The sequence below is a fragment of the Gilliamella sp. B3367 genome, from assembly GCF_026536825.1.
Taxonomy (GTDB): domain Bacteria; phylum Pseudomonadota; class Gammaproteobacteria; order Enterobacterales; family Orbaceae; genus Gilliamella; species Gilliamella apicola_E.
Genome location: NZ_JAFNNJ010000007.1, coordinates 33,247 through 45,471 on the forward strand (window position 1 = coordinate 33,247; position 12,225 = coordinate 45,471).

Genomic DNA, 12,225 nt, shown 5'->3' on the forward strand with positions numbered 1-12,225 from the left:
ATAAAGATCCTTAATTAATAATAGATAAATCATTAAATTTAATTAATGACGAATTATCACTGTCTTTAGCTAAAGAATCAATGGAAATATAAACAATTTGACACGTTTCTAACACAGCTTCTTTAACAACAAACTTTGCTTTACGATCGCGTTCTTCTTTCTGTTTGGCGCTAATGTAAAGATCATCATAACCATCATCATACATTGATGCTCTTTCAAATATATTAGTACTACGCCAAAAAGTCTCTTTTGGATAATCTCGCTCAAAAGTTTGACCTGTTAATTTGCCTTTTAAGCCAGCATAACTCATGGGTAAGTGTCGACTAGCTCGACTTTGTGAAAGATAAATATGGGGATATTGTGTAAGATTGGATTCAAGTTGGTTTAACTTAAATTCAACACCAGAACGATTTTGATACTGGCAATTATCCATGATTAAAGGTGCAGTTCGAAAGTTCAACGAACCACACCCTACAAGTAAAAATGCTAAAATAAATAGTCGATACATATGGTTTTGTTTGCTTTTAAGAAGCTATAAGCAAACCCATTTATTATTTACAATTTTTCACTAACATCTTCGGCAGTATTGGTAATAGCTTTACCGCCTGATTGCACGTCTTTACCTACACCTTTAACCGTGTTACAACCTACTACAAGTGTTGTCATCGCGATACTTACCAATAAAATAAATACTTTACGTAACATGTGATTCTCCTCTAGTTAGTCACATTATGATTTGATTGTGGCAAATGCTTCTGCTACACGATGTATATTATGGTGATTTAAACCCGCCACACACATTCTTCCGCTGCCCACCAAATAAACAGCGAAATCATCTTTTAGTTGTGCGACTTGCTCTTTAGAAAAACCGGTATAACTAAACATACCTCTTTGTTTAAGTAGGTAGTCAAAATTCTGTTTAGGTGCTGCTGTTTTTAATAAATCGACTAATGTTGAGCGCATGCTAACAATACGATTACGCATTGATTCGACTTCTTTAAACCATAAAGCTTTAAGTTCAGCATTATTTAATACGTATGATACAAGTTGTGCACCGTAAGCGGCAGGACTAGAATAATTTCGACGAACCGTTGCTTGTAATTGACCAAACACTCGATTAGCCACTTGGTTATTATCACATAAAACGGATAAACCGCCCACTCGCTCACCATAAAGTGAAAAAGTTTTAGAAAACGAATTGCTGATAAACCCACACAATCCTCGCTCAGCCACTTTTTTTATTGCATAACTATCACTTTCGATACTTTCGCCAAAACCTTGGTAAGCGATATCCATAAATGGAATGAGATCTCGGTTTTGTAAAACATCAATCACTTTGTCCCATTGTTGGTTTGTTAATTCTGCACCAGTTGGGTTATGGCAGCAAGGATGCAATAACACAATACTTTTAGCTGGTAAGGTATTAAGTGTTTCAAGCATCGCATCAAAATTCACGCCACAAGTCTGAGGATCAAAATAAGGGTATTTATTTACCTTAAATCCTGCGCCATTAAAAATGGCAATATGATTCTCCCAAGTTGGATCACTAACCCAAACTTGAGAATCAGGAAAATAACGATATAAAAAGTCAGCACCGACTTTCAGCGCACCTGATCCCCCTAATGTTTGAACAGTGGCTATCCGCTTTGTTTGAAAAGCAGGATTATCTTCACCAAAAAGCAATGATTGGATTGCCTGACAATAACTCGGTAAGCCACTCATCGGCAAATAAAGTTGTGCGCCTTGTTGATGATGATAAATATAGTCACGAGCCGTTTTAATACACGATAATTGAGGAACCACACTATTTTCATCATAATAATAACCAATACTCAAATTGGTCTTGTTTTCGCGCTTATCATTATTGAATTCAGCGACTAATGATAATATTGGATCCCCTGCGTACGACTCTACTTTTTCAAACATTTTCCCAACCTAATTAAATCAGTAAATATCAATAGATAATTGTAGATTATTGCACCAACTTAATTGGCAATCAATCACTAAATAATAGTTTAAATATAAATAATTTTAGGATAATAAAATAGACCGTTTAAAAGACTGATTTGGATATAAAACGTTAGAATAGATGGTCAAAAAAGGGATTTTAAATAAAAAAAACCTCAAAAACCCCGTTCCTCAACTTTTTTTACTTCATTAGCACCTTTCGGTGCTAACAATTATAAGTCGATTATTTAACCGCAATAACTTCTATTTCAACTTTCGCATCTTTAGGAATGCGAGCAACTTGCACACAAGAACGAGCAGGGAATGTTGCCTGATTCTCTGTAAAAAATGCCTCATAGACACTATTCACATCCGCAAAATCATTCATATCCGCTAAAAAAATCGTCGTTTTAACGATATTTTTAACTTGATATCCTGCCTCAGTAACAATTGCTTTTACATTCGCTAAACTTTGTTTAGCTTGCTCTTTGACACAACTTGGCATCTCACCTGTAGCTGGATTAATTGGAATTTGACCTGAAGCAAATAACATGTTGCCCAAATCAACACCTTGAACATAAGGACCTATAGCTGCTGGTGCTTTGTTGGTATTAACAACTTTTACCATATATGATTTCTCCTTTCATCTTGTTATGCATCTCATTTCAACAGGAACCAAATTTGGTGTCAAGTCATGGTAAATTTATGATCATGGGACTTCTGCCAATTTTCTGATATGATAGTTGAAAATTTTTTCATTTGTTGAGAGTTAGCATGTTTGAGAATTTAACTGACCGTTTATCACAGACATTTCGCAATATTAGTGGGCGTGGACGCTTATCTGAAGATAATATCAAAGATGCCCTACGTGATGTCCGTATGGCATTACTTGAGGCTGATGTTGCCCTACCTGTGGTACGAGAATTTATTAACCAAGTTAAACAAAAAGCTGTTGGTTTAGATGTTAATAAAAGCCTAACACCAGGCCAAGAATTCATCAAAATCGTTCAAGCAGAACTTACTACAGCTATGGGTGAAGTTAATAGTTCACTTAACTTAGCCACCCAGCCTCCAGCCGTCATTCTCATGGCAGGTTTGCAAGGTGCGGGTAAAACTACCAGCGTCGCAAAACTAGCAAAATTTTTAAAAGAAAAACAGAAAAAGAAAGTGTTAGTTGTCTCTGCCGACGTTTATCGCCCTGCGGCAATAAAACAGTTAGAAACACTAGCTAAAGCAATTGATGTGGAGTTCTTCCCGTCAGATATCAATCAAAAACCTATTGATATTGTTAACAAAGCAATTTCACATGCTAAATTACAATTTTTTGATGTCCTTATTGTCGATACCGCTGGTCGATTACATGTCGATAGCGAGATGATGGATGAAATCAAAGCACTGCATGATGCAATCAATCCAATTGAAACATTATTTGTGGTCGATGCCATGACCGGGCAAGATGCTGCTAATACGGCAAAAGCATTTAATGACGCATTACCTTTGACCGGGGTTATTTTAACTAAGGTGGATGGTGATGCTCGTGGCGGTGCGGCGTTATCGATTCGTCATATTACCGGTAAACCAATCAAATTCTTAGGGATGGGTGAAAAGACGGATGCATTAGAACCTTTTTATCCTGACCGTATCGCTTCACGTATTTTAGGGATGGGTGATGTACTCTCTTTAATTGAAGAGTTACAGAGTAATGTTGATCGTGAAAAGGCAGAGAAAATCGCCAAGAAACTCAAAAAAGGCGATAAGTTTGATTTTAATGACTTCCAAGATCAACTTCGACAAATGCGTAATATGGGTGGAATGGGCGCTATGCTGGCTAAACTACCTGGCGTTGGTCAACTTCCTGATCATATCAAAGCACAGATGGATGATAAAATCACCATCAAGATGGAAGCCATAATTGGTTCGATGACATTAAAAGAACGAGCTAATCCCGAAATCATCAAAGGCTCACGCAAACGCCGTATTGCTAATGGTTCAGGTACCCAAGTGCAAGATGTTAACAAGCTGCTTAAGCAGTTTGAAGATATGCAAAAAATGATGAAAAAGATGAAAGGTGGTGGCATGATGAAGATGATGCGCCAAATGAAAGGTCTAATGGGTGGAGGCATGGGCTTCCCACCTAGATAACATTTTACTTCGCTTTTCTTTCAATAAAATACTATCGTGCAAAGTTACACGATAGTATTTCAATAAACTCAATTTTCTCGATTTAGCGCTTTAATTTTGGTTGGACGCTGCATAGTTAATACAGTACCAATCGATGAAACTATAATAAATAGAATAGCAATCCATTGATAATGAGTTAACTGCTCATGTAAAACAATTAATCCAGAAAACGCAGCAAATACAGGTGACAAGCTCATCAAAGTACTAAAAGTTTGTGCGGGTAATCGTGGCAAAGCGATCATATCCAGGCCATATGGAATAGCAGACGCCAATAATGAAACGACAAAAACGAGAGGCAACAGATCCATCGAAAACATGGTGCTACCACTGTGCCATACACCAATAGGAAAGAGTAATATTGAGGCAATAATCGAACCTACCGCAACACTTGAGGCACCATAAATTTCACCCGCTTTTCGCCCAAAAACAATATAGCCAGCCCAACAACTTCCTGCGCATAAGGCTAATAAGATACCGATAGGATCCAAATCATTAGAAGCCTGATGAATAGGAAGCAACATCACCAATCCAATGATCGCAATAGCTAACCAAACAAAATCAGTTAATCGGCGCCCAGAAAACATCGCAACCATAATTGGTCCAGTTAACTCTATTGCCACAGCAATTCCTATTGGGATTCGAGATATGGCATTATAAAAAGCCAAATTCATACATCCCATAGCGACACCATACAAAATAATATATTTAATGGCTGGCTTAGTAATAGTTTTACGCCAAGGTTTAAAGATTATTACCAATAAAATCGCTGAGAAAAACAACCGCCATGCTGTCATCGCCTCAGGCCCCAATACAGGAAACAAGTATTTAGCAAATGAAGCACTTGCTTGCACTGATATCATCGAAATAAAAATTAAAAAAACAGGCCAAGATCTTTTGAGCATAATGACTACCTAAATTAAAGTAATTGCATATTAAGGGAAGCAATTTGTTCATACAGCAACGTAAAATCAATTTTCGTATAAATAATATTTTTTAAATATCACATCACGTTTAGTTATCCCTTTTTACTGATAGTAAAGCCAGATCTTGTAGCGCTTTTTTATAAGGGGAATCAGGTAAGATTGAAATAACATTGAATGCTTTATTGGCCTCTTGTTGAGCCGTTTTTAAAGTAAATTCAAGAGATCCACATGACTGCATAACTTTTAAAATATGATCTAATAAATGCCTGCCATTACCTTGCTCGATAGCTTGACGGATTAATGTCGCATCTTCTGAATTAGCATGATGCATTGCATGCAATAATGGTAAGGTTGGTTTACCTTCATTGAGATCATCACCCAAATTTTTACCTAATTTTTGATTACTATCCGCACTATAATCTAATAAGTCATCAATAATTTGAAAGGCGGTACCCAAGTATTTTCCATACTCTTGCAGTGCAAATTCTTGCTCTGGTGTTGCTCCTGCTAATACTGCTGCTGAATGCGATGTTGCTTCAAACAGTCTTGCTGTTTTGCGATAAATAACTTGTAGGTATTGCTCTTTAGTAATATCAGGATCATTGCAATTTATCAGCTGTTGAACTTCACCTTCAGCAATAATATTTGTTGCTTCTGACATTATCTTCAATACTTTGAATGATTCTGTGCGTACCATCATTTGGAAAGATCTTGTGTAAATATAATCACCAACTAAGACACTTGCCGCATTACCAAATAGCGCATTAGCGGTTGATTTACCTCGCCGTAAATCAGATTCATCAACAACATCATCATGCAATAAAGTTGCAGTGTGAATAAATTCGATAAAAGCTGCGGTAATAATATGTTTATCACCCTGATAATTAAGCGCTTTAGCTATTAACAAGGCAATAACTGGGCGAATCCGTTTTCCACCACTACTAATGATGTAATTCCCTAATTGATTAATTAGTACAACATCGGAACTAAGTTCTGCTTGTATTGCTTCATTAACTTTAACTAAATCATCTTGCACTAGATCGAGTATTTGTTTTATCGATGGATTATTCATCAGTCTAACCACTACAAATGGGAGATATTTATTTACTATTATCTGATAAATATTTTTATGCAACAAGTACTGCTAAATCATATTTAAAAAAATACTACAAATGATAAGCATTTTCATTTAGAATACACACCTTAAATGAACATTAATTACTGTTATGAAGATCAACTTTGATATAGATATCAACAACGAAAAAGAGCCGCAATCACCTGCTTCTAATAAGCAAAAGGATGCCTATATATATACATCGATCTCTGTAATATCACATTTATTTTTATTTGGATTATTGTTCAGCTCTGCACTGTTTGCAAATAATATCGTTGTTGATGAAGGTGATAATTCAATTAAAGCTGTCATGATTGACCTTACTCAGTTAGCAGCTCCGGAACAATCATTGGTTGAAGAAACACCTGAAATCAAAGGTGCTGAAAACAGTGAAATCATTGACAATAAACCAATTGAAGAACCAGTCGTAGAGCCAGAAGTCGTTGAAGAAAAGATTCCGGAACCTACACCTGAAATAGAACAAAAAAAACCAGTAACAGAGCCAGATAAACCAGTTATTGTTAAACCTAAACCAAATAAGAAAAAACCACCGACACAAAAATCATCTCGTCAACAAGTTAGACAAGATGTGGTAAGTGATAATATAGCAAATACTTCAGTAGCTCCTAAAGTATCTGATAATCGACAATATTCTGGTAATCCCTCTCCAATTAGTCGTAATCGACCAGAATATCCTCGAAGAGCACTAGATATGCGCTTAGAAGGTTATGTTGTTGCTATGTTTGATGTAACTAGTGAGGGCCGTGTTGAAAATATTAGGATTATTGAAGCCCAACCTAATAATATTTTTAATCGCTCGGTTATCTCAGCAATGAAAATGTGGAAATATAAGCCGATTGCCGGAAAAGATCTCAAAATAAAAATTGTTTTCAATCGTGATAGTTCAATTAGCTTAGGAAGCAATTAATCACTCATTCCTCAATCAATAACCATTATTGAATAAAAAACTGAAAAAGCACTAATTTTATAATTCAATTAGTGCTTAGTTGATAAATAGTTTATCTATTCTTTTGCATTAAAAGTTCAATTTCCTGCGGTTGTTTAGGTACCGTTGAGGTTAAAATTTCGTTGCCAGCTTCGGTAACCAAAATATTATCTTCGATACGAATCCCAATACCTTTATAACATTCTGGCACATCAGCATCTTTATTAATATAAAGTCCAGGCTCAACGGTTAAGACCATACCCGGAGCGAGTATGCGATCACGATCACTGCCAACATCATGCACATCAATACCTAACCAGTGACCTAATCCATGCATATAGAATGCTAAATAAGCTTTGTTTGTAATCAATGTTTCAACATCACCTTGCATAATTCCAAGCTTAACTAATCCTTCAACCATAATCCGAATAATTTTTTGATTAACTAATGATATTGAGGTGCCTGGTTTCAATAATTTGATAGCTGTACATTGCGCAGTTAACACAATGTTATATATTTCGAGTTGTGCTTGACTAAATTTACCATTAATCGGAAATGTTCGAGTAATATCACCTGCATAATAATGATATTCACAACCTGCATCAATTAAGACTAAATCGCCATCTTTGAGCGTGTCGCTATTATTTTCATAATGCAATATACAACCATTATTACCTCCGCCAACAATAGTATTATATGACGGCCATCGAGCGCCATGCCATGCAAACTCATGTAATATTTCAGCTTCTAATTGATATTCATACCAATTAGCCTGGCATTTTTGCATTGCCCGAATATGTGCTTGAGCACTGATTTCGCACGCTTTACGTAAAAGAGCCATTTCATATTCAGACTTAAACATTCGCATTTCATGAACAATTGGTCGCCAATCAATAACTGTACTCGGCGCAGAAAGTTTGAATCGAGCACCTTGCCGTAATGTATTGATTGCTTTCTTAATTATCTCGTCAGCATAATCATATAGTTGGTCTGCATAATAAATTGCTTTTTTTCCATTTATTAAATTTGGTAAAACACTCTCTATATCATCGAAAAGATAAGCCTCATCGACTAAAATCTTTGTTAATGCCTCTTGCTGGCCTAAGCGGTAGCCAGTCCATGTTTCGGCTAAAGGATCTTTCTTGCGATTAAATAAAATATATCGTCCTTGACCGTCTTGTTGTTTAATTATTGCCAAAAGCGCTTCTGGCTCTGCAAAAAAAGTAAAATACCAAAAGTCACTATCTTGTCTATAAGGATAGTGGGTATCATTACTTCGTTTAACTTCTGGTGAAGCAAAAAATAAGGCAATGCTATTTGGCTCCATCTGAGCCAATAATTTATTTCGCCGATCTAGCAGTTCTGTCTTGGTCTGAATATCTATCATAGCGTTTACCTTGATAATCAGTAATATAGAATATTAGTGAAGTGTTGGTGTAATATCGGGTTCATTAAATTCATCAAAACATAACATCGCCGTAATGCGAACGTACTCTTTGATCTCTTCAAATGCAAAGCCCAGCTCTTGCTGATCTTCATCTTCATCATAACCGAGTTTAGCTATTTGTCTTAGATCATATATTGCTTCACCCACATCACCTTTAACTCGATTAAGTTTAGGTTGAACTAAACCAATACCCAATAAAAAATGATTTACCCATCCCACTAAATCGTCAATTTGCGTAAACAAATCTTGCTCACCAAGTAAAAGTTGGAACTCAAAATCTTCATCAATAAATTGTTGTTTAGTTGTATGATATAATTCTTCCACTTCCTTATTTAAAGGTTCGGCTATTTTTTGCCCATCATTCAACATGTCTTGAACTAACACTCTCCAACTTTCGTCATGATTTCCTCCAGCTAATAAGCCAGATAAGAATCCATGTAACTCGGCTGCAGTTATGCCAACTTTATTTTGGATAAGTTGACGATTAAGCTCGTCATAAATCTTGGTATTAGTCATTAACTCCACCTTATTAGTTTGTAATAATAGTGAAAATACATCCCTCTGCACTTTCACTCATTATTAGTATATAATTTGTGCCTAGCTGTAAATAATAAACAGGTTATTGTGCTTTATAAAGGAATTATTTTGAACATTTTTAGATTAATTTTAACATCACTGTATATAGTTATATCGTTAACTGCTTGTAGTTCATGGCTGAAAAATAAAGGTGTAATTGTTCTTGATGTACAGAATAATACCTATATAACCAGCCAAGACTTACCTAAAGATTATCAGTTAGGCAATGGAGAACAAGAACTTGATAAGTTTGAAGCTTTCTGCCGAGACGAGATCCGTGCCTCACAACTAGATGGTAGTGAAGAGATGGTATTTGAAAATATCAAACGAGGAATTCACGGTCAGGTTGAATTTAAAAAATGTAGTGATAGAGTCACTCGAATTTACCGATATTAATAAATATTTCAGCTTACTTTGTAAAGTATCGCTAATAAGATTGACTAATTGTCACATATCCGTGAAATCTTACTAGCCTTTCAAGCTGTTTTTATTTATATTGTCGCATGAACAAATATATTTTTGGGAGTAAAATAATTATGTACAAGCAAGATGTAACCATTACTGCATCGAACGGTCTTCACACCCGCCCTGCTGCACAATTTGTAAAGGAAGCTAAAAACTTCAATTCTGAAATTACTGTCACATCAAATGGAAAAAGTGCAAGTGCTAAAAGCTTATTCAAATTACAAACATTAGGCTTAACTCAAGGTACAACTATTACTATTTCAGCCGAAGGTGAAGATGAAAAAGAAGCAGTAACTCATTTAGTAAAATTAATTCCTGAATTGGAATAATACTCCCATGTTAGCGTTGAACGGTTTTAATATTAGATAAGGATTAAATGTTATGGTATCAGGTATACTTGTTTCCCCAGGTATCGCTTTTGCAAAAGCGCTATTATTAAAAGAAGAACCTATTGTTATAAATAATAGGCAAATTCTTGATAACAAAATTGACGCTGAAATTGATCGTTTTAAAGAAGCACGTGAAAAATCAAGCGAACAATTACATGCGATCATGGAACGAGCTAAAACCACTTTAGGTGAGGATAAAGCTGCTATTTTTGAAGGTCATATCATGCTTCTTGAAGATGAAGATCTTGAACAAGAAGTTATTTCACGCATCAAAAGTAAACACTCAAGTGCTGACGCAGCTGTCCAATCTGTATTTGAAACCCAAGCAAAAGAGTTAGAAAATCTAGATGATGAATATCTAAAAGAACGTGCTGCCGATATCCGTGATATTGGTAAACGACTGCTAAAAAATATTTTAGGCATCGAAATTGTTGATCTAAGTGCTATTAGCCAACCTTGTATTTTAGTTGCGACTGATTTAACACCGTCTGAAACTGCTCAATTAAATTTAGATATGGTGTTAGGTTTCATCACTGATGCGGGAGGGCGCACTTCACATACATCAATCATGGCCCGTTCATTAGAAATTCCAGCAATCGTGGGTACATCTAATGCAACACAAGAAATCAAACAAGGTGATTTTGTTATTTTAGATGCAATCAACAATGCTATCTACATTAATCCAGATCATGCAACTCAAGAAAAACTTAAACAAGTACAAACAAAATATCTTGCTGATAAAGAAGAGTTAGCAAAATTAAAAGATCTACCAGCTGTAACACTTGATGGTCATCAAGTTGAAATTTGTGCAAATATTGGTACTGTTCGTGATATTGCTGGTGCAGATCGTAATGGTTATGAAGGTGTTGGGCTTTATCGTACAGAATTCTTATTCATGGATCGTGAAGCTTATCCTAATGAAGATGAACAATTCAAAGCATATAAAGAAGTTGCTGAATCAACTAATGGCCTATCAGTTATTGTTCGTACAATGGATATCGGTGGTGACAAAGATGTACCATATATGCATTTACCAAAAGAAGAAAATCCATTCTTAGGTTGGCGTGCAATTCGTATCTGTTTAGATCGTAAAGAAATACTACATGCACAGTTACGAGCAATCTTACGCGCTTCTGCATTTGGTAAATTGCGTATTATGTTCCCAATGATTATTTCGGTAGAAGAAATTCGTATTCTAAAATCTGAAATTAATATCCTTAAAGAACAATTAACATCTGAAGGTAAAGCATTCGATAAAAGCATTGAAATTGGTGTGATGATCGAAACACCAGCCGCTGCGGTTATTGCTAGACATTTAGCTAAAGAAGTTGATTTCTTTAGTATTGGAACTAACGATTTAACCCAATATACACTTGCTGTTGACCGTGGTAATGAGCTTATTTCACATCTTTATAATCCACTTTCACCATCAGTATTAACATTGATTAAAAATGTAATCGATGCTTCTCACAAAGAAGGTAAATGGACAGGAATGTGTGGAGAGCTTGCTGGTGATGAAAGAGCAACAATTTTATTACTAGGTATGGGGCTTGATGAGTTCAGTATGAGTGCAGTATCAATTCCTAAAATCAAAAAATTAATTCGTAATACTAATTATGAAGAAGCGAAGAAATTTGCTGATACTGTTCTTGAAAAAGCAACAGCTAAAGAAATAACCGATTTAATTGAAAAATATACTGCTGAAAAGCAAATTTGTTAGGAGGCAATGATGGGTTTATTCGATAAAATAAAGCAATTTGTATCTGATGATAACAAAAACAGCATCGAAATTATTGCACCTCTTAGTGGTGAAATCGTTAAGATCGAAGATGTGCCAGATGTAGTTTTTGCAGAAAAAATCGTTGGTGATGGTGTTGCTATAAAACCTTCTGGTAATAAAATTGTAGCACCATTAAATGGTAAAATTGGTAAAATTTTTGAAACCAATCATGCATTTGCTATTGAATCAGATGAAGGTATCGAACTTTTTGTTCATTTCGGTATAGATACGGTGGAATTAAAAGGTGAAGGTTTTACACGAGTTGCCGAAGAAGGACAACAAGTTAAAATTGGAGATACTATCATCGAAATCGATCTGCCTTTACTTGAAAGTAAAGCGAAATCAGTGTTAACACCAGTTGTGATATCTAATATGGAAACTGTTGTTGAATTAACTAAGTTATCCGGCTCAGTTGAGGCAGGTAAAACACCAATTATGCGTGTTAAAAAATAACATC

At 35.4% G+C, this 12,225-nt stretch carries 14 protein-coding genes; 6 read left to right on the forward strand and 8 right to left on the reverse strand.

The features are described 5' to 3' along the window. Window positions 1-10: 10 nt before the first annotated feature. The 4 genes from J3U23_RS09990 to J3U23_RS10005 form a co-directional block, all read right to left on the reverse strand. Window positions 11-460 (reverse strand): hypothetical protein, encoded by a 450-nt coding sequence (locus J3U23_RS09990; RefSeq protein WP_267339171.1) that lies wholly within the window; start codon window positions 458-460, stop codon window positions 11-13. 95 nt (window positions 461-555) lie between these two features. Further along, the gene (locus J3U23_RS09995) at window positions 556-666 is read right to left on the reverse strand and encodes an entericidin A/B family lipoprotein (RefSeq protein WP_370632592.1); all 111 of its coding nucleotides are present in this window, start codon (window positions 664-666) and stop codon (window positions 556-558) included. Between the two features lie 63 nt (window positions 667-729). Then, window positions 730-1,926 carry an aromatic amino acid transaminase gene (locus tag J3U23_RS10000; protein WP_267339173.1) on the reverse strand — a complete coding sequence of 399 codons (1,197 nt, stop codon included), beginning with the start codon at window positions 1,924-1,926 and terminating at the stop codon, window positions 730-732. Window positions 1,927-2,191: 265 nt separating this feature from the next. Then, window positions 2,192-2,575, reverse strand: a complete 384-nt coding sequence (locus J3U23_RS10005; RefSeq protein WP_065735223.1) for a RidA family protein — start codon at window positions 2,573-2,575, stop codon at window positions 2,192-2,194. 146 nt (window positions 2,576-2,721) lie between these two features. Here J3U23_RS10005 and ffh point away from each other — a divergent pair, with 146 nt between their 5' ends. After that, the gene (ffh, locus tag J3U23_RS10010) at window positions 2,722-4,089 is read left to right on the forward strand and encodes a signal recognition particle protein (protein WP_065561794.1); all 1,368 of its coding nucleotides are present in this window, start codon (window positions 2,722-2,724) and stop codon (window positions 4,087-4,089) included. A 68-nt stretch (window positions 4,090-4,157) separates the two neighbouring features. Here the strand turns inward: ffh and J3U23_RS10015 are convergent, their stop codons facing one another. Beyond that, a complete protein-coding gene (locus J3U23_RS10015) occupies window positions 4,158-5,030 on the reverse strand; it encodes an EamA family transporter (RefSeq protein WP_267332384.1) in 873 nt (290 codons plus the stop codon). A 109-nt stretch (window positions 5,031-5,139) separates the two neighbouring features. Continuing rightward, the gene (gene ispB, locus J3U23_RS10020) at window positions 5,140-6,123 is read right to left on the reverse strand and encodes an octaprenyl diphosphate synthase (RefSeq protein WP_065561792.1); all 984 of its coding nucleotides are present in this window, start codon (window positions 6,121-6,123) and stop codon (window positions 5,140-5,142) included. A 154-nt stretch (window positions 6,124-6,277) separates the two neighbouring features. Here ispB and J3U23_RS10025 point away from each other — a divergent pair, with 154 nt between their 5' ends. Continuing rightward, window positions 6,278-7,093, forward strand: coding sequence for a TonB family protein (locus J3U23_RS10025; RefSeq protein WP_267339175.1), 816 nt, complete (start codon window positions 6,278-6,280; stop codon window positions 7,091-7,093). Window positions 7,094-7,184: 91 nt separating this feature from the next. On the opposite strand, the gene pepP is transcribed toward J3U23_RS10025, so the two are convergent. Further along, a complete protein-coding gene (gene pepP / locus J3U23_RS10030; protein ID WP_065735226.1) occupies window positions 7,185-8,498 on the reverse strand; it encodes a Xaa-Pro aminopeptidase in 1,314 nt (437 codons plus the stop codon). A gap of 33 nt (window positions 8,499-8,531) precedes the next feature. Beyond that, window positions 8,532-9,074 carry a YecA family protein gene (locus J3U23_RS10035; protein WP_065561789.1) on the reverse strand — a complete coding sequence of 181 codons (543 nt, stop codon included), beginning with the start codon at window positions 9,072-9,074 and terminating at the stop codon, window positions 8,532-8,534. Between the two features lie 129 nt (window positions 9,075-9,203). Here J3U23_RS10035 and J3U23_RS10040 point away from each other — a divergent pair, with 129 nt between their 5' ends. The 4 genes from J3U23_RS10040 to crr all read left to right on the forward strand — a co-directional run bounded on the left by J3U23_RS10040 (window position 9,204) and on the right by crr (window position 12,221). Further along, complete coding sequence (locus tag J3U23_RS10040; RefSeq protein ID WP_065561788.1) at window positions 9,204-9,530, forward strand: hypothetical protein; 327 nt, start codon at window positions 9,204-9,206, stop codon at window positions 9,528-9,530. A 140-nt stretch (window positions 9,531-9,670) separates the two neighbouring features. Continuing rightward, window positions 9,671-9,928, forward strand: a complete 258-nt coding sequence (gene ptsH / locus J3U23_RS10045; RefSeq protein ID WP_065561787.1) for a phosphocarrier protein Hpr — start codon at window positions 9,671-9,673, stop codon at window positions 9,926-9,928. Window positions 9,929-9,980: 52 nt separating this feature from the next. Then, a complete protein-coding gene (gene ptsI / locus J3U23_RS10050) occupies window positions 9,981-11,708 on the forward strand; it encodes a phosphoenolpyruvate-protein phosphotransferase PtsI (protein ID WP_220225519.1) in 1,728 nt (575 codons plus the stop codon). 9 nt (window positions 11,709-11,717) lie between these two features. Beyond that, entirely contained in the window at window positions 11,718-12,221 is a 504-nt protein-coding gene (gene crr, locus J3U23_RS10055; protein ID WP_065561785.1) for a PTS glucose transporter subunit IIA, read from the forward strand. The last annotated feature ends 4 nt before the right edge of the window (window positions 12,222-12,225 follow it).